This is a genomic window from Apibacter sp. B2912 (assembly GCF_009827835.1).
Classification (GTDB): domain Bacteria; phylum Bacteroidota; class Bacteroidia; order Flavobacteriales; family Weeksellaceae; genus Apibacter.
This window is the reverse complement of sequence record NZ_WINV01000001.1, coordinates 182,189-200,010: the sequence shown is the minus strand read 5'-3', so window position 1 is coordinate 200,010 and position 17,822 is coordinate 182,189. Positions and strand designations below refer to the sequence as shown.

Sequence of the window (17,822 nt, the reverse complement as noted above, 5' to 3'; positions counted from 1 at the left end):
TGTAAAAACATAATTTAGTTAATAGTATTTTTAATGAACCAATAAGGTAGTACTTTATCCTGATCTACATAGCTTTTATGAACTCTTCCATTAATAAGTGTTTTTTTGAGTTTTAAAGGATTGTTCAATAATTTGGCAATAAAAGGAAGGGTTTCAAGCCTTTGTTCTATAGTCCAATATTTAATGTGTTCTTTTATCGTAGATGATTTTTTTAATTTGTGATTAATAGAAAGAATTGCTTCTTTAAATCGATTATTTCTTCTTTGCCCCCTTACTTTGTAAGAAAGATACAACAAAGTGTATATATAGAAAAAGGAATAAGAACATACTTTATTATATCCAAGTTGTATGGTTGAATCTATAAACCTTTGATATTTTATTTCAAAGGGTAAAGGTAAGAGAGTGGGAGTGTATTTTCTTAAATCCTGATTACAATTGTAACAAAGGTAAATCGGTTTAAAATCCATGGTTGAAACATTATTACTCATATTTATTCTATGAAAGGCTATCGGGGCGGAACAAGAAAAACATCTATCCAATAGATATTGGTTGCATTCTACACAAATTAGAGAGGTAATAAGTCTCCATGATTTTTTGTAATAGTTTTTATTTTTTAAACAACAAGAACAAAGTGAGAGACCAAATCTTTTTCTTTTTCTATGATTGATGCCTAAAGGTAGTATGTTATTAGTGTAAGTCCCTTTTTCTCCCACTTTTTCAAAAGCATAGGATTCATAGATGGTGAGAAACATTTTTCTTATATCATAATTATTTAAAGGGGTGTGGTGCTCTAAGATATTAATAAGATTTTCAGGGGCGTATAGATCTATATCTCTATTCATAATTGGAAAATCTTTTCCAAAATAATTTTGAATAAAGGTTTGGGGCTTTACATAATGGTTGATAGCTAATCGACATAACCAAGAAGAAAATAATTCATCTTCTTCAGGGGGTAGATAGTGAGGAAAGATATTTTTATTTATAGATTTAATAAAAACCATAGATTAAGCTATAAATCTCCTTTTTCTATTTTGTGGGGGGGTATAATCTATCTGGTCAATCAAGCTTTTATTTATTTTTTCAATACCTAATTGGATAGCCATGATAGAGCTTAATTCTAATATTTTTGCAATTTCTCCAATTAGTCCATCACTTAGAGCCAGAATTTTAGTAACAAGATTATTATCAATTAGATTAGATTCTTCTTTAAGGGGTAATAATTTCTCAAAACTTAGTAATAGACGTTTTAATTCTAAATCATTATTCCATCGAGGAAGAACTCTAGGTTCAAATCTATTGGCAAGTTGTTGATCTGATTGTATAGCATTAAAAGCAAGATTAGTTCCGGCACAGATTAAAGGAATTTGAAGATCATTAGATAGATGCTTGATTACATTTAAAAATGTCCTTTGTCTCATAGGCGAACCTGCTAAAACATGGTGAATTTCATCTATAATTAATACTTTGGTTTTTAAATCAATAAGTAAGTTTTTTACTCTAATATACCTGCTCTCAATTTTTTCAGAAGTTCTGTAAGGGGCAAATAATTTTTCTAGTATAGCATTATAAAATCTTTTTTCATCCGGTTCTGGAGGAGCTTGGATCATTAAAACAGGATTGATCAATCTACTGGTATCTTCATCTATATAGGCTAGATGTAATTGATTGAACTTTGAAAGTATGGCTGTTTTACCGTTATTGGAATCTCCAACAAGTAAAAGGTTAGGCATTCTATGAGATTTTGGATAGGTGAGAAAGTCATCCATAATGTTTAGTATCTTCTTTGCATGAGTATATCCTATCCACTTAAATTTTTTACAGGCAACTATTCTTTCTTCGTTGGTTGCTTTCTGTACAAATTCTTTGGTTTTAAGTTGTAAATGTTTCATCTTCTAAATCTTCAAAAGGGAGTATGGTTTCAGTATTAATGATTTCAGATTCAATTGTTTTGTGAGCTGTTTTTAATGGCTCACTTCGGAAAATATCAACATAGTCTAATTTTTGCTTTCTTTTAGTTTCTCTAACCACTTTTTCTTCTAAATCGTTTAATTCTCGGTAAGCATTAAAAATATTATCTTCGGTTATGTTTATCTTATTACTTTTTAATTTTTTGAGTAGGTCTCTATACTCCCAAATTGAAATTGGAGGGAAAGAAGTATTTCTATAGGGAATATTAAAATACTCATTTTGTTTGGGTTCAAAAAAATAAACTATACTTATATCTCTAGGATCTCTTTTAAAAACATGTAATTTATTTTCTTTCTTATTATTATCATAATCATGAACATAGTTTCTTAAAATATCATCATAATAATGAATATGATCTATAACTACTCCATATTCTTGTATGGTTCTTTCAACATAGGGCATAAAATCTAACCTTACTTTTCTTTCATTATATATTCTAGCAGGAATTCCTCTTCCTATTTGAGAGCCCAAACCTAGGATTCCTTCTTCCCATTTTTCTTCAGGAGTTTTATCAAGTGAAGAATGTATTCTTTTATGGTAAACTTTAGTAATGTATAAGGTTAACCATTTTTCAAATTCATTTAAAGTAAATGCGGCATTTTTCTCTGATTGATATTTTTTTCTTTCAGCTTCAGATGAAAAAGTAGTACCAGGTAAATTATGAATTTCTTTAGAAAAAGTACCTAGTAACCTTTCAATATGTCCTCCCCAATGTGGAGTTCCTATAGGTCTAAATTGTAATTTTATTCCATAATCCTGACAGGCACGTTTTAGCATATTTCCTCTAAATTCTTTGGCATTATCTACATGGATAGTATCCATAACTCCCCAACAATTCCATTCCGTACTAATTCCTAATTTTTCAAGCCAGATTTCCTTAGGAAGAATAGTATTAGATATACACATTCCTGTACCTAAAGCTCCGGGAGTTTCATAGGATAGGTAAAAGCCTACAACCATTCTACTATAAATATCAATAGCTAAGGTTAGCCAAGGTCTTTTATAGGGTTTCCTAAACTGCTCATCGACAAGAATAATGTCGACTAAAGTATGATCTATTTGAACTACAGATAAGGGGTATTCCGCTTCGAAATGATTTTTCAAAGGTTCAAATTTATATTTAGCTTCTTTTATTCCTAGACGTTTTTTTATTCTTTCTTCTTCAGAAATATTTTTTATTCTATTTCTTATGGTATTAGAATGAGGAGGCTTAATTCCTAATCTATTGCATTCTAATTCAATCTCTAGTATAGTTTTCGTAATGGATTTTCTTGATTTAGTTAGATAAACAGAATGGATCTTATTTTCTATTATATGGTTTAATTTCTCTGTAAGCCTACTTTTTCCTATTCCTCCGGTATGTTTTTTTCCGGCTAGAGAAGATACTAATTCTGTTTCATCAAATAATTTAATCCATCTATATAGGGTAGGGATGCTTATTTTGGTTTCATTGGATACTTCTTGTATAAGAGCTAAATCTCCTCTTTTATTTAAAATAGGTTGTATTATATTGTACCTGTATAGAGCTTTTTCCCATTCTTTTTCGGATAGACTATGAATTTCTTTGATTTTAGAAATGTGATTAGGATCATAGGGTTCTACTAAATTTACAGGTATAGTATGAATAATATTAGTGTCTTTTTCTTCTATGGAAATAGTACATACATCTATTATTCTTATAATAATACACTCTTTGTTTTTGTATAATACTTTCTCTCCCTCAGTTATATATAATCTTTTCATGGTATTATAATTTGTCAATCCATATCATGGAATTCATGTTCAATTTACTATTTTTATCATAATCAAAAAAATGATTAGCAACAGAATACCATAATACATAAAGTAATTCTGCTTGTCGTTCTTTTACTAATGATGCTTCTCGAATTAAATTAGAAATTGATATTTTTTTATGTTTCTTTATAATATCAGAAAGAATTACGGTGTCGTTATAATTAATTTTGATGAAAGGATCTTGAAAATGCAGTAGGAATTTAGCATTGAATAATTTATCAATATAGATATCATCTTCAGTTATAATTTTTAAATTGAAATTATTTTCTTTGCAAAATTTATTTATTGTGCGTAACTCTTTTAAATAATTATGTTGAAATTCATTTAGTTCTTCTCTCCCTTTGATAAATATTACCTCTGTATTTTTAGTATGGTATTTTACAATATAGTTAGGGACAAAAGGAAAATTTTTTTGTGATTTCAGATATATACTAATAGGTGCTTCATAGTAAAATAAAATATCTGTATCATATTCTAATAAATAAGAGTATTGCAGTTCTAATTCGTTTTTATCATGAAATAATGAGTTATTTATAATAGTATTAATTTGACTGGTTAGTTGAACATTTTCTAAGTCAAGATATTTTTGTTTATTTAGGCTTATTCTCACCATCTTTTATTAATTTTAAGGTTTTAAATAAATGTTTATGATAGTTTTATCATCTTCTTTTGTAAAAAAGAAATATTAAAGGAATGTTTTTATCAAAATCTATTGGAGTTTACAGGAGGAAGCTATCCGCAACCCGGAGAAATTTCTCTTTCTCATAACGGCGTACTTTTTCTGGATGAACTGCCTGAATTTAATCGCCAAGTATTGGAAGTCATGAGACAACCTTTAGAAGACAGGATTGTAACTATCTCAAGAGCAAAATTTACGATCACCTATCCGGCCAGTTTTATGTTGATTGCTTCCATGAATCCTTCTCCTTCCGGATATTTTCCAAATGACCCTAAAAATACGAGCACTATACAAGAAATGCAAAGATATAAGAATAAAATATCCGGGCCGTTACTCGATCGAATCGATATTCATGTGGAAGTTTCACCAGTACCTTTTGATGATTTATCGGATAAAAGGAAAGGAGAGTCAAGTTCAGAAATAAGGGCAAGAGTGGTAGAAGCAAGGAAAATTCAAACTCAAAGATATAAAACAGCGGAAGGAATCCATTATAATGCTCAAATAGGTCCTAAACAATTAGATGAATTTTGTTTGTTGGACGACGTCTCCAAAAATTTACTAAAGTCTGCCATTGAAAAATTGGGTTTATCTGCCCGAGCCTATGATCGAATCTTAAGAGTGGGCAGAACGATAGCAGATTTAGATAAATCTGAAGTTATCCAAGCTCACCATATTGGAGAAGCTATACAATATCGTAGTCTTGATCGGGAAGGATGGTGTAAATAAATGTAAATTTTTAAAAAATTATTATTAATTTGAACAAAGAAAATAATAATAAATTATGATAAGAAATGTTCAACTATCCGATGCATTAAGAATAGCTGAAATTTATAATTATTATATAGAAAATACGGTCATTACCTTTGAAGAAAAAAAAGTTAGTGCCCGGGAAATAGAAAACAGAATCCAAAAAATATTTGCAAAAGGCTATCCTTATATAGTATATGAAAAAGAAGGAATAGTACTCGGATATGCATATCTGAATACTTGGCGAGAACGTTCGGCTTATGATATAACATTAGAAAACAGTATTTACCTGGATTATAATCAAACCCATCAAGGAATAGGTAATGAATTGCTTACAGACCTGATTGAAGAATCAAAAAAGATAGATATACATTCCATTATAGGAGTAATATCTTTACCGAATGAGCCCAGTAGAAAATTGCATCGGAAAACAGGATTTAATCTGATAGGAAATTTTAAAGAATCAGGAAAAAAATTTAATCAATTGATAGATGTTGAATTTTGGCAATTACTATTGGATTGAATAAATAAAATCTATAATAAAAATCAAAATAATTTAAAAAACAATAAAAATGATACATCATATTGTAATGTGGAAGCTTAAAGAAAGCGATAAAAAAAATAATGCTTTAAAAATAAAAAATGATTTAGAAGCTTTAAAAGATCGAATTAAGGAGTTACAATATATCCAAGTAAATACCAATATGGAGATTGCTCCACAGTCAAATTTTGATATACTGTTAGATTCCCGATTTAAAAATTTTGAAGATTTAACTCTATATGCAAATCATCCGGAACATCTTAAAGTGGTGGAGTTTATAAAAACAGTGGTTGAACAAAGAGTAGCTATCGATTACGAAATATAGTTACATAGTAATTGATTATTAAAAAGGATGTTTACTTACACTACACATCCTTTTTTTATTCTTGCTTTATGGATAATATAAATTTTAATGCCAATTTAACTTCAACAACTAAATAAAATATCCGATTATTCTTTCCCCTAATACGATCAATTTATGGGTAAAATGATGGATGGTGAAATGCGAATAATGTAATTTTTTAGAATATTTATATATAAAAATTACAAATTATTTATTAAATGACTCTTTTTTTTAGAATTTAAACAAAGATGATTAAATTTGCATCCACTATTTAACAAATTAATTATTCATGAAATTACCGGCAATAGTTCAATTGCATATTATCGTATTTATTTGGGGATTTACCGGTGTAATTGGTAAGCTTATCTCTCTTAATGCTATACCTTTGGTATGGGGTAGGACCTTGGTTGCAGCTTTTATTTTATTTTGTTATTTATATTTTTCAAAAGGAAAAAATTTTAAAATTTCCAAAAAGCTGATGTTACAACTTTTGGGGTGTGGAGTAATTGTAGGTACTCATTGGTCATTGTTTTATGGATCCATTAAAATATCCAACATTTCTATTGCCACTTCAACCCTATCAACAGGAACTTTATTTGTGGCTTTTTTAGAGCCCTTTTTTTTCAAACGAAAAATCAAAATTTCTGAAATAATTTTAAGTTTAGTTATTATAATATGTATACTTTTTATCTTTAATACAGAAATGAGTTATTGGAAAGGTATACTACTTGGTATCGGATGTGCATTCTTGTCGGCCTTGTTTTCAGTAGTAAACGGAATAATGCATTCAAAAGAAAGTCCAGAAATAATAACTTTCTATGAAATGGCAGGAGCTTTTGTAACCTTGACGGTTTTTATGTTTTTGTTCAATGATTGGGAAGCCATAGCTACCATAAAAGCTTGGGATATCCTATGGCTTTTAGTGTTGGGCGGACTTTTAACCAGTTTTCCTTTAGTTATGACCATGAAGCTGATGAAACACATTACGCCTTTTACACTTATGCTTTCCATAAACTTAGAGCCTGTATATGCTATTTTAATAGCCTTTTTAATTTGGAAAGATTCGGAAAAAATGAGTCCAGTATTTTATATTTCAACTGCTGTCATGATTGCTGCCATCTGTTTTAACGGTTATTTAAAATCTAAAAATAAAAAGATCTAAAATCAATAAAGTTAGCATTTGCATTATTTTTGAGTTTACATAAGATTAATATTAGACATATGCGTACTGTCCCTAAAATTCTTATGATATTCAGACTCTTACTAGCTCTCCTAAGCATTATTTTATCTTATCACTATGGAGAAAGATGTGTTCCCATGCTTGTTTTAATACTATGCTTGGGGTTGACTTCCGATATATTGGATGGAATTATTGCCAGAAAGTATCAGGTAGCAACTGAAAATTTAAGAAGAATGGATAGTTTTATAGATATTATATTTTGGCTATCTCTTGCAACCTCAACAGGAATAGTTCGACCTGGGATCATTGAAGCCAATTTGATATTTATTGTAGGTTTAGTAATATTAGAAGGAATAAATGCGCTAATTAGTTTCTTGCGATTCAGAAAAGAAGCAAGTACCCATGCGTATTCTTCAAAATTTTGGGGAATAACTTTATTTTTAGCACTTATATCAATACTGGGGTTTAATTACGCTGGATTCTTTTTATATCTGACTATAATTGTGGGATATATTTCCTATGTTGATGTTTTACTTATACTTATACTATTACCTCATTGGATGCATGACGTACCGAGTTTTTTTCATGCTTATTTAATTAGAAAAAAAATTAATTTAAAGAAGAGTACATTAGGTTCAGTTACTAATTAAATACTTTAGAAAGTTTAAATAAAATAGATCATAACAATCGGAAACAACTTATTTTAAAAAATTTAAAATTTTAATTTTAAATGTTGAAAGATTACAAAAAAGACCTAATTATAGCGCTATATTCCTTACCGGGTATATTAATAATCTATAGTTTCGGATTTATCTTCAATAATATCATTTTTGCAAGTATAGCTGCAGGAGGTGCTGTGACGGCGGGATATGGAGCAAATAAAAAAATATTAAAATATCCTTTTGCGCCCATGATCATAGCCGTTCTAGGAATGAGTATATGTGCTGCATTGGGTTCATTAATAGGACATTTCTATTTTTGGTATATAGTCTGTTGTGTATTATTGGCCTGTTTAGCAACCTGTGTGGGAACTATCGATCAAAATGCTTGGTGGATTGTTTTACAATGGTCTATTGCTTTTTTTGTAGGAGGCTATTATGTGGGAGATATTTATGCCGCTCTGCATAGAGGTGTTTTAATTCTTGCAGGAGGTTTATTTCAATCTATTTGTATTATTTTTCTCATTGAGAAATCATCATTTGAAAGAAATATTAGTAACCCTGAGGAGCTTCTGATCATTTTTAAAAACATATATGAAGATATTGATAAAAAAATACGCTTCCATATGACCATCATCTATACCGCATTAACCATTTTAGTTTGCTTTTTCTTTATAACTGTTTTCGATATCAAATATTATTACTGGGCTGTTATGACTGCCTTAGTTATTTTGAAACCTGATTTTATTGATACCCTGAAAAAAGCAAGTATAAGGTTGATGGGAACACTTCTGGGTATTGTCATAGCTACTTTTTTAATATGGTGGTTTCCATCAAGATATATCATGGCATTGGAAATTCTGATATCTTTATATGTTTGCTATGTATTTGCCAACCACAGATATGCAATTTTGTCAACCTTTTTAACGATTACAACCGTATTAATGTTTGCAATTAATGGGTCATCGGGTAATGAAATAGCTATGGACAGATTAATTGCCACCTCGATTGGAGGAGTATCGGCCATATTAATTATGAGTTTAAGTTTATTGCATATTCGATTTTTAAAAAGTAAAAACTAATACTGATCTTTTAGAATTAGTGGTTTTTATTATTTTTTAAAACTTCTTCAAAATGATTTTCAGCCCAAGTGATCATCATCTGAATGGAAGGCATTAAACTGATACCTGTTTCCGTAAGACTATATTCAACCCTAGGCGGGATTTCAGCATAGGCTTTTCTTTTAATTAAATTATATTTTTCCAAATTTTTTAGCGTGTTGGTAAGCATCTTTTGAGAAATATCAGGAAGTTCATTTTTTATTTCTCCGTAACGCATCGTTTTGCCGGAATATAAAACAGCTAATAATAATAAAGACCATTTATCGCTAAATCGGCTTAATATATTTCTTATGGGACAGATGGGATATTTTAAATCGAGTTTATGAGCTTTCATTTTTCTATCAAATATACATATTACTCTCCAATAGAGTACAACTATAAATAATAAAGTAATAATTTATAGTTAAATAAATGTTAAAATTAAACATATAATTAGCTGATAATCAATAATTCTAACTTTAGCGGTTCGTTACGAGCCTGCTTGTGAACATAAGTTGTTCGGGCTAAATTCGAATCATAAACTTATTTAAATATATATAAAAATGAAAATATCAATACTAGGAACAGGAAATGTTGCACAAGCGTTAATTAACGGATTAATTAATGAAAAGTATAATGTGGTAGTTGGTTCAAGAAATTTCGAAAAAGGAAGTGAAAATATAGAAAAACTAAAACAAGTTAATAAAACCCTATCCATTGTTTCCTACCAAGAGGCTGTTGCATTAAGTGAAATTATACTTCTTTCAATTCCCGGATTTGCGCTTATAGAAACCATAAAGGATATTGGAATTAAAAATTTTGAAGGTAAAATACTTTGGGATATTACAAATGCATTTTCATCGGAAGCTCCGACTAATGGAGTAATAAAATTAATTTCATCTCCGGAAGAATCTCTGTCAGAAAGTGTACAAAAGCTTTTGCCATTATCGCATGTTGTTAAAGGAATGAATACCATAGGTGCGCATCTTATGTATCAGCCCTCACTGAAAGAAAACGGTACCGCATTTATTGCCGGAAATAATGAAGAGGTTAAAAATACAATTTCTACAATAATTAAATCTTTAGGTTGGAATACCTATGATGCAGGTAAACTAGAATCTTCACGAGCATTAGAGTATATGGGACAATTATATGTAGCTCAAGGTATTTTATATAATAAATGGAATTCAACTTTTAAGTATATAGATTAAATTTTATCATGTAATAAAACATATATAAATCAAGTAAATTGAAAATCGATGAAAATAAATATTATAGAAAATGCATATTTTCTACTTTTTGTTGTGATTATAAACATTTCTGAAATAAAAGCACAAAAAGTTATAGATTTAACGGAGACTCATTTGAAAGCGATAAATACATTTATGACATTTGAAAAAATGGATGGCGATAAAGTAGTAAGAGTCATTAAGGATCCATCAATCAAGAAATTTGATGAACCTACTTATGTACGAATCAATAATGTAAATTTTGCCAATGGGATCATAGAAGTAAAAGTGTTAAGTCGAATTTTGGATGATGCTCCGAATTTTGCCCGAGGATTTATTGGTATAGCCTTTCATATAAATGATTCAAACTCTAAGTTTGAAAGTATATATGTTCGCCCTTTAAACGGAAGATCCGAGAATCAGGAACATAGAAACAGGACCATACAATATTTTTCTTATCCGAATTATAAGTATCAACGATTGAGAAATGAATTTCAAAATAAATACGAGTCCTATGCAGATATGGCACTAAACGAATGGATACAATTAAGAATTGAAGTTCAAGGGCAAAAAGCTCAATTATATATAAATGATAATAAACAACCCTCACTCATCGTAAATGATTTAAAATTAGGAGGAAATGCGACAGGAGCTATCGGACTCTTTGTTGATGTAGGCACTGAAGGATATTTTAAAGATCTGAAGGTTTATCTACAATAATAAAACCTAAAATAAAATTCCGACTTTAAAATAGAGTCGGAATTTTTATTAATTCAACCTGAAATCTAAATACAGATCGTTTCTTAATACATCTAAAATTTGTTTATTTATATTTACTCTTCGGTTCATTGATTGAGATTCTAAATACACATTGTTCTTTTTATCGATAATTTCAAAGTGTATATCTTTTGAACCTGCATTTTCATCACATACTTTATTTAAAGTAGTAATGGTATTTTCATCTAAATTTTCCAAGTTTATCTTAATGGTTAATTTTTTAGCATGTTTTCCGATCACATCGCTAAGTTCTTCGATATTCAGCACGTTTATATATACAAAGCCGTTATCTTTAATCATTCCTACCGTGATTTTTACCAAAACAAATAAATTAGGAATAAGATATTTTTGCAAATCCAGATAATTCTTTTTAAGCTTAAGAGAAATAGTACCTGTTTTATCTTCCAAATCAAAATAGGCGATTCTTGTTCTGCCGTCGTTTATTTCCTTGTGCTCAAAACGTGAGATCATACCGGCGATATACACTTCCTTATTAATATAATTTTCTTTATTTTCATTAATTTCGGAAATATCAACAGGTTTAATCAACGCAATTTCGTATTTGTAATTATCCATTGGATGAGCGGATATATAGATACCTACAACTTCTTTTTCTCTGCCCAATTTATACATGGTACTCCATTCTTCCGTTTCAGAAATTACCGGTTTCATAACATCAAATCCTTCATCCCCCAAGTCTCCAAATAAAGAATTTTGAGCAGAATTCTTATTATCCTGATAGGCAATCCCGTATCTTACCAGCTTTTCAATAGTGCTGGTACCATTTTCTTCTTTAAAAAATTGGGCACGATTATTATTGGCTAGTCCATCAAAAGCTCCTGCCAATACTAAATTTTCAAGAACTTTTTTATTTATATTTTTTAAATCTGTCCTTTCAAAAAATTCAAACAGATTTTTATATTTTCCCTTAGTTTGTCTTTCACTTACTACAGCTTCAACAGCATTTTCACCGATTCCCTTAATAGCTCCCATTCCAAAACGGATAGCACCTTTTTCATTTACGGTGAATTCATAATCACTTTCATTAACATCAGGTCCGAGCACTTCCAATCCCATATTTTTACATTCTTCCATAAAGAAACTCAAAGTGGTAAGATTGTTAAGGTTATTGCTGAGCAATGCGGCCATAAATTCTGCAGGAAAATGAGCTTTTAAATAAGCGGTTTGAAAGGCAATAAATGCATAACAAGTGGAATGAGATTTGTTAAAAGCATATTGAGCAAAAGCTTTCCAGTCTTCCCATATTTTTTTTAATTTATCTTCAGGATGACCTCTTTCGATAGCTCCCTCAAGAAAACGAGCTTCCATTTTATTTAAGACTTGAATTTGCTTCTTACCCATAGCTTTTCTTAGCACGTCCGCATCACCTTTACTAAATCCGGCTAATTTTTGAGAAAGAAGCATTACTTGTTCTTGATAAACAGTAATACCGTAAGTATCCGCAAGATACTCTTCCATATCCTCTAAATCGTAAGATATTTCTTCCTTTCCATGTTTACGATTGATAAAGTTGGGAATATATTGTAAAGGTCCGGGACGATACAAGGCATTCATGGCAATCAAGTCCTCAAACTTATCGGGTTGCAATGCTTTGAGGTGCTTTTGCATTCCGGGGGACTCGTATTGGAAGATCCCTACTGTATTTCCATTTTTGAATATCTCATAGGTTTTATCATCATCCAAAGGAAAATCATCAGGATTTAAAACTTCACCGGTCCTTTTTCTAATAATTTCAATGGTATCGGCAATAATCGTCAAAGTACGTAAACCTAGAAAATCCATTTTTAACAATCCGGCACTTTCTACCACGGAGTTGTCAAATTGGGATACCAACAAAGAGGAATCTTTGGCCACGGCAACCGGTATTAAATTAGTAATATCTTCCGGAGTAATAATTACTCCACACGCATGAACTCCCGTGTTCCGTAAACTACCTTCGAGTTGATAAGCATTTTGTATTACCCGCCCTTCCAGGTCATATTCATTAAATTTTTGTTTGAGTTGAAGCACTGGAACAGACTCCTCTTTACCAAAATCTTTAATTAACTCACTTTCTGTTTTATTTTTTAGCTTGGTTAAATTTAAGGTAGAGGGTAGGTTTTTTGATAAGCGGTCCGTATCGCTTAAGGGCAATTCAAGCACTCTTCCTGCATCCCTTATTGCGGAACGTCCGGCTAATGTACCGTAAGTAATTATTTGAGCAACCTGATTTTCTCCGTATTTATCTACCACCCATTGAATGATTTTTTCACGTCCTCTATCGTCAAAATCGATGTCTATGTCGGGTAAGGATACCCGATCCGGATTTAAGAAACGCTCAAAAAGTAAATCATATTTAATAGGATCTATATTAGTAATCCCTATACAATATGCAACGGCTGATCCGGCTGCAGAACCTCGACCCGGACCAACAGATACACCCATTTTACGCGCTTGTGAGGTGAAATCCTGTACAATAAGAAAATATCCGGGATATCCCGTTTTGGCTATGGTTTCCAACTCAAATTGTAAACGATCTTTAGTATCTTCGGATAATTGGTCACCATATCTTTTTTTAGCACCTTCCCAGGTAAGATATGCTAAGTAGGCATTTTCTCCTCGCTTACCTCCGTCCACTTCATCTTGAGGGTCTTTGAATTCATCAGGTATATCAAATTTAGGAAGTAAAACATCTCGGGTTAATTGATAGGGTTCAAATTTTTTGATAAAGTCTTCAAAATTTTCAATTGCTTCCGGTATATCTGCAAACAATTGAGCCATTTCTGTTTGAGATTTAAAATTATATTCATCATTAGGAAGACCGTATCTTCTTCCAAAACCTCTGCCCTTAGGGGTAGATTGTTTTTCTCCGTCTTTTATACATAAAAGGATATCCTGGGTTTCTGCTTCTTTTTTACTAATATAAAATGTATCGTTTTGAGCTAAAACCTTGACTCCGTATTTTTTGGCAAATTTTATTAAAACTTTGTTGAGGTGTTCCTCTTCATCTAAATGGTGCCTTAGTAACTCTACATAAAAATCATCACCAAATAATCCATGCCAATAGATAAAGGCCTCTTCTGCCTGCTTTTCTCCCACATTTAAAATTAGACTGGGAATTTCTGAAGATAAACTTCCGGTAGTTGCAATTAAATTTTCTTTATATTGTTCAATAAGTTCTTTTCCAATTCTGGGATAGCCTGCATACAAACCTAGTTTATATCCTAAAGTTGATAATTTAGAAAGATTTTTAAATCCTTCATGATTTTTAGCAAGTAATATCTGAGTATATCTACGATCCGGATTATCTTTTGTAAACTTATTTTGTAAATAAGTTTCAGATATATACAGTTCACAACCGATAATTGGTAAAATCTCATTTTTTAAAGGTTCAGAACCATTGCCTTCTAAAATTTTAGCATTATGATCTTTAATAGATCCATTAGCTTTTTTTATTTCATTGAGAAAAGCAAATGCACCCATCAAGTTGCCCGTATCCGTTACACCTAAAGCGGGCATGTTATATTCTAAGGTTTTTTTTATTAAATCAGAATGTTTACTGGTAGAAGTAAGTATTGAATAAACCGAATGATTGTGAAAGTGGAAAAAAGATGAATAATTTATTTCATCTACAGATTTTTTAGTACTTTCTGTTTTCCCTTTTAGTTTTTTATTAAAATCTTTGACCTGTTCACGAATAACAATATCAAAAGGTTGAAAAGGTTCAGGATGAGTTTCAATAAAAGCACTTAATTCTTCTTCTGTAAAATTCAGCTTATTTGCACTTATTTGGTTTCGTCTAACCAACTCCCAAAATGCCTGAGCAGTAGCATTAACGTCTGCCGCAGCATTGTGTGCCTCATCAAAACCATGCCCAAATAATTTTTCATATAATTCGGAAAGTTTAGGAAATTTAAATCCACCTCCCATACCTCCGGGCAAAGCACAAAAATTAGTTCCCTCACGGGCTGTATCTATTAACGGAAGATCCGCAATATGGTTTTCAATTGATTTTCGATAAAATTCAGCTCCAACAATCGGGATATCGAATGCTATATTCTGTCCGACTAAAATCGGATTATCTGCCAGTACCGCATTAAATTGATCCAATACGGTTTTAAGATCATGACCTTCCGCTAATGCTTTTTCGGTACTTATACCGTGAATTTTTTGAGCATTGAAAGGTATGTCGTATCCTTCGGGTTTAATTATATAGTCATAGTTTTCAATTAAATCACCATTTTCATCATGTAACTGCCAGGCAATTTGAACCATTCTAGGCCAATTGTCTGAATCGGAAACAGGTGCATTTGCATTGGCAGGAAGACCTGTGGTTTCAGTATCAAAAACTAGGAATTTCATAATACAAAGTTAGGGATTTCTTTATGAATCTAACTTTTAAATCTTAAGTTCCTTCAATATTTCATTTCTTAAAAATAACTTTGAAAGATCTTGGAATTGAATAAAATAGAGTGAATTTTTACATTAAAAAAATTACAGGGTAAAGAAAGATTAGTTTCTATTTAAACAGAATGTAAAATATAATTTAACAGCCTGAAATTTTACATGTATTACATATAAAATATTTATAAGCAAATCATTTATTAGGTCTAATTTTTGATTTTTTATTTTACTAAAACAATAAAAAAACATAGTGTATGGAAAATATTATTGAAAAACTTCAAAAAGAAGTAGGTCTCAGTGAAGATCAAGCGGTGAAATCTTTAAATGTTATAAAAGAATATATGGATAAAGAAGATTTACATGTTGATTGGGAAAAATTCTTTAAAGGGAAATACGAACATTTTAAAGATTCAGTATCTAATTTTTTTAGTAAAATATCCAATAAGGCAGAAGATTGGGGTGATAAAATAGGAGATAAGGTAGAGGATTTAACCACAGATGCGAAACGAAAAATTAGAGATGCATCTAAAAAAGAATAGATTAAGTTTTTAACTTATATAAATTTGTGCAAGAAGCTTATCAATTAAGCTTCTTTTTTTATTTAAAAAAATCATTTTTTGATTTAGAAATTAGTATTTCGGCTATAAAAATAAGAAAGATTTTTAATAAATTAATTTAATTTGGACTGAAATTAAAATCTAGTTTAAAAACCTATTATATGTTTTAAATTCATGATAAAAAATTACTAATGTTTTTAATATAAAAATAGTTGATAAACCATAAAATATGTATTTTTGTATCTCTTCTATAATAGGATAAAAATGTTAGTATTAAAATTTGGAGGCACCAGCGTAGGAAGTGCAGAACGTATAAAAAATTTAGCTGAATTAACTAAAGGTCAAAAACCGAAGATTGTTGTTTTGTCTGCCATGAGTGGAACAACTAATGCCTTAGTAGAAATATCCCAAGCTCTTTATGAAAAAAATACTTCTAAGGCGAAAGAATTAATACAATCTCTAGAAGATAAATACAGAAAGGAAATAAAAGACCTGTACAAGAATGAAACCATTGCCAAGAAAGGGAACGAACTTTTGGATGATTATTTCAATTATATAACTTCATTCCTGGATTTTCCTATATTTACTTCCAAAGAAGAAAAAATAATTTTGGCTCAAGGTGAACTTTTGAGTACTCATATGTTCCATTTTTACATGAGTGAAATCGGAGAAAAAACGATATTGCTTCCGGCATTGGAGTTTATGAGAATAAACAAAGACGGTGAACCGGATTTTCCTTATATAGAAGAACGTATTAAAGAAGAAATTAAAAAGTATCCTGATATAGATTTTTTTATTACTCAAGGATATATTTGTAAAAATGCTCAAGGAGACATAGACAATTTGCAAAGAGGGGGAAGTGATTATACAGCTTGTATAATTGGCGCCGTAATTGATGCTGAAGAAATACAAATATGGACCGATATCGACGGGATGCATAATAACGATCCTAGATTTGTTAATAAAACTCATCCCATAAATGAATTAAGTTTTGATGAAGCTGCAGAATTAGCCTATTTCGGAGCAAAGATTTTACATCCAACCTGTATTCTTCCTGCACAGAAAAGAGGAATACCCGTAGCTTTGAAAAATACAATGCAACCTGAAGCTAAAGGTACTTTAATAGGAAATATTAATACTCCGGAAGGAATTCGTGCCGTAGCAGCAAAGGACGGTATTTACGCCATAACCATAAAAAGTGGTAGAATGCTATTGGCGTATGGATTTCTAAAGACAATTTTTGAAATATTCGATAAATATAAAACCTCTATAGATATGATTACCACTTCAGAGGTTGCTGTATCATTAACCATTGACAATCCTTCTAATTTAGAATATATATTAAAGGAATTAAGAGAAATAGCCAATGTAGAATATGAAAAAGATCAAACCATTATTGCCATCGTAGGAAATATTGCAAAAAATGAATCAGGTTATGCTGTTAAAATTTTGGAAGCTCTTAAAAATATTCCTCTGCATATGATATCTTATGGAGGAAGTGAGCATAATATATCTGTAGTAATTGACAGCAAAAGTAAAAAAGAAGCATTACAGGCTTTGAATACTACTCTTTTTGGATATTAAAAATATAAGGTAATTTAGTTAAATTTAAATAATAAATATATCATTAATCAAAATACCTTTAAGTTAATTACTTAAAGGTATTTTTTATATCGTAATTATACTAATAATCTAAATTTTAAATGCAATTTTATCGATGTAATGATTCTAATTGATTTTTGAAAATAGATAACATGTAACATAATTATATTTTTTCAATATTAGAATCTATAACTACTAATTTTTACTTTAAAAATACCTACTAAAAATAAGTGCAAGTAATA

At 30.3% G+C, this 17,822-nt stretch carries 15 protein-coding genes and 1 pseudogene; 10 read left to right on the top strand and 6 right to left on the bottom strand.

Features of this window, described 5'->3' with window-relative positions:
* Positions 1 to 14 precede the first annotated feature (14 nt).
* Genes GFV01_RS00805 through GFV01_RS00790 form a run of 4 tightly spaced genes read right to left on the bottom strand, consistent with a single transcriptional unit; the run spans position 15 to position 4,375 of the window.
* On the bottom strand, positions 15 to 1,001 hold the full coding sequence (locus tag GFV01_RS00805; RefSeq protein WP_160564129.1) for a TniQ family protein: 987 nt from the start codon (positions 999 to 1,001) through the stop codon (positions 15 to 17).
* A gap of 3 nt (positions 1,002 to 1,004) precedes the next feature.
* Entirely contained in the window at positions 1,005 to 1,889 is an 885-nt protein-coding gene (locus tag GFV01_RS00800) for a TniB family NTP-binding protein (RefSeq protein WP_160564127.1), read from the bottom strand.
* Positions 1,870 to 3,711, bottom strand: a complete 1,842-nt coding sequence (locus GFV01_RS00795) for a Mu transposase C-terminal domain-containing protein (protein ID WP_160564125.1) — start codon at positions 3,709 to 3,711, stop codon at positions 1,870 to 1,872. Before GFV01_RS00795 ends, GFV01_RS00800 begins: the two co-directional genes overlap by 20 nt.
* A 4-nt stretch (positions 3,712 to 3,715) precedes the next feature.
* On the bottom strand, positions 3,716 to 4,375 hold the full coding sequence (locus GFV01_RS00790; protein ID WP_160564123.1) for a hypothetical protein: 660 nt from the start codon (positions 4,373 to 4,375) through the stop codon (positions 3,716 to 3,718).
* A 111-nt stretch (positions 4,376 to 4,486) separates the two neighbouring features.
* On the opposite strand from GFV01_RS00790, the pseudogene GFV01_RS00785 reads away from it, so the two are divergent.
* From GFV01_RS00785 to GFV01_RS00760, 6 genes and pseudogenes are all read left to right on the top strand, one after another.
* A pseudogene (locus GFV01_RS00785) lies at positions 4,487 to 5,167 on the top strand (YifB family Mg chelatase-like AAA ATPase); the annotation flags it as partial.
* A gap of 55 nt (positions 5,168 to 5,222) precedes the next feature.
* Positions 5,223 to 5,711 carry a GNAT family N-acetyltransferase gene (locus GFV01_RS00780; RefSeq protein ID WP_160564121.1) on the top strand — a complete coding sequence of 163 codons (489 nt, stop codon included), beginning with the start codon at positions 5,223 to 5,225 and terminating at the stop codon, positions 5,709 to 5,711.
* A 49-nt stretch (positions 5,712 to 5,760) separates the two neighbouring features.
* Complete coding sequence (locus GFV01_RS00775) at positions 5,761 to 6,054, top strand: Dabb family protein (protein ID WP_160557166.1); 294 nt, start codon at positions 5,761 to 5,763, stop codon at positions 6,052 to 6,054.
* Between the two features lie 307 nt (positions 6,055 to 6,361).
* Positions 6,362 to 7,234, top strand: a complete 873-nt coding sequence (locus GFV01_RS00770; protein ID WP_160564119.1) for a DMT family transporter — start codon at positions 6,362 to 6,364, stop codon at positions 7,232 to 7,234.
* 59 nt (positions 7,235 to 7,293) lie between these two features.
* Positions 7,294 to 7,902, top strand: coding sequence for a CDP-alcohol phosphatidyltransferase family protein (locus GFV01_RS00765; RefSeq protein ID WP_160564117.1), 609 nt, complete (start codon positions 7,294 to 7,296; stop codon positions 7,900 to 7,902).
* Positions 7,903 to 7,982: 80 nt separating this feature from the next.
* Positions 7,983 to 8,993 carry an FUSC family protein gene (locus tag GFV01_RS00760; RefSeq protein WP_160541962.1) on the top strand — a complete coding sequence of 337 codons (1,011 nt, stop codon included), beginning with the start codon at positions 7,983 to 7,985 and terminating at the stop codon, positions 8,991 to 8,993.
* 16 nt (positions 8,994 to 9,009) lie between these two features.
* On the opposite strand, the gene GFV01_RS00755 is transcribed toward GFV01_RS00760, so the two are convergent.
* Positions 9,010 to 9,366 carry a helix-turn-helix domain-containing protein gene (locus GFV01_RS00755; protein WP_160557169.1) on the bottom strand — a complete coding sequence of 119 codons (357 nt, stop codon included), beginning with the start codon at positions 9,364 to 9,366 and terminating at the stop codon, positions 9,010 to 9,012.
* Between the two features lie 208 nt (positions 9,367 to 9,574).
* Here GFV01_RS00755 and GFV01_RS00750 point away from each other — a divergent pair, with 208 nt between their 5' ends.
* Both GFV01_RS00750 and GFV01_RS00745 read left to right on the top strand, forming a co-directional pair.
* A complete protein-coding gene (locus GFV01_RS00750; RefSeq protein ID WP_160564115.1) occupies positions 9,575 to 10,222 on the top strand; it encodes an NADPH-dependent F420 reductase in 648 nt (215 codons plus the stop codon).
* A gap of 48 nt (positions 10,223 to 10,270) precedes the next feature.
* Positions 10,271 to 10,960, top strand: coding sequence for a family 16 glycoside hydrolase (locus tag GFV01_RS00745; RefSeq protein ID WP_220263870.1), 690 nt, complete (start codon positions 10,271 to 10,273; stop codon positions 10,958 to 10,960).
* Between the two features lie 48 nt (positions 10,961 to 11,008).
* Here GFV01_RS00745 and dnaE read toward each other — a convergent pair whose 3' ends face one another.
* Positions 11,009 to 15,379: a DNA polymerase III subunit alpha gene (gene dnaE / locus GFV01_RS00740; protein ID WP_160564113.1), complete on the bottom strand. Its 4,371-nt coding sequence runs from the start codon at positions 15,377 to 15,379 to the stop codon at positions 11,009 to 11,011.
* 296 nt (positions 15,380 to 15,675) lie between these two features.
* Here dnaE and GFV01_RS00735 point away from each other — a divergent pair, with 296 nt between their 5' ends.
* Positions 15,676 to 15,960 carry a hypothetical protein gene (locus GFV01_RS00735; protein ID WP_160541966.1) on the top strand — a complete coding sequence of 95 codons (285 nt, stop codon included), beginning with the start codon at positions 15,676 to 15,678 and terminating at the stop codon, positions 15,958 to 15,960.
* Positions 15,961 to 16,242: 282 nt separating this feature from the next.
* Positions 16,243 to 17,562 carry an aspartate kinase gene (locus GFV01_RS00730; RefSeq protein WP_160564111.1) on the top strand — a complete coding sequence of 440 codons (1,320 nt, stop codon included), beginning with the start codon at positions 16,243 to 16,245 and terminating at the stop codon, positions 17,560 to 17,562.
* The last annotated feature ends 260 nt before the right edge of the window (positions 17,563 to 17,822 follow it).

Coding starts and splice junctions, on each gene's coding strand:
- GFV01_RS00805 (WP_160564129.1), bottom strand. CDS start 1,001: ATGGTTTTTATTAAATCTATAAATAAAAATATCTTTCCTCACTATCTA.
- GFV01_RS00800 (WP_160564127.1), bottom strand. CDS start 1,889: ATGAAACATTTACAACTTAAAACCAAAGAATTTGTACAGAAAGCAACC.
- GFV01_RS00795 (WP_160564125.1), bottom strand. CDS start 3,711: ATGAAAAGATTATATATAACTGAGGGAGAGAAAGTATTATACAAAAAC.
- GFV01_RS00790 (WP_160564123.1), bottom strand. CDS start 4,375: ATGGTGAGAATAAGCCTAAATAAACAAAAATATCTTGACTTAGAAAAT.
- GFV01_RS00780 (WP_160564121.1), top strand. CDS start 5,223: ATGATAAGAAATGTTCAACTATCCGATGCATTAAGAATAGCTGAAATT.
- GFV01_RS00775 (WP_160557166.1), top strand. CDS start 5,761: ATGATACATCATATTGTAATGTGGAAGCTTAAAGAAAGCGATAAAAAA.
- GFV01_RS00770 (WP_160564119.1), top strand. CDS start 6,362: ATGAAATTACCGGCAATAGTTCAATTGCATATTATCGTATTTATTTGG.
- GFV01_RS00765 (WP_160564117.1), top strand. CDS start 7,294: ATGCGTACTGTCCCTAAAATTCTTATGATATTCAGACTCTTACTAGCT.
- GFV01_RS00760 (WP_160541962.1), top strand. CDS start 7,983: ATGTTGAAAGATTACAAAAAAGACCTAATTATAGCGCTATATTCCTTA.
- GFV01_RS00755 (WP_160557169.1), bottom strand. CDS start 9,366: ATGAAAGCTCATAAACTCGATTTAAAATATCCCATCTGTCCCATAAGA.
- GFV01_RS00750 (WP_160564115.1), top strand. CDS start 9,575: ATGAAAATATCAATACTAGGAACAGGAAATGTTGCACAAGCGTTAATT.
- GFV01_RS00745 (WP_220263870.1), top strand. CDS start 10,271: ATGAAAATAAATATTATAGAAAATGCATATTTTCTACTTTTTGTTGTG.
- dnaE (WP_160564113.1), bottom strand. CDS start 15,379: ATGAAATTCCTAGTTTTTGATACTGAAACCACAGGTCTTCCTGCCAAT.
- GFV01_RS00735 (WP_160541966.1), top strand. CDS start 15,676: ATGGAAAATATTATTGAAAAACTTCAAAAAGAAGTAGGTCTCAGTGAA.
- GFV01_RS00730 (WP_160564111.1), top strand. CDS start 16,243: ATGTTAGTATTAAAATTTGGAGGCACCAGCGTAGGAAGTGCAGAACGT.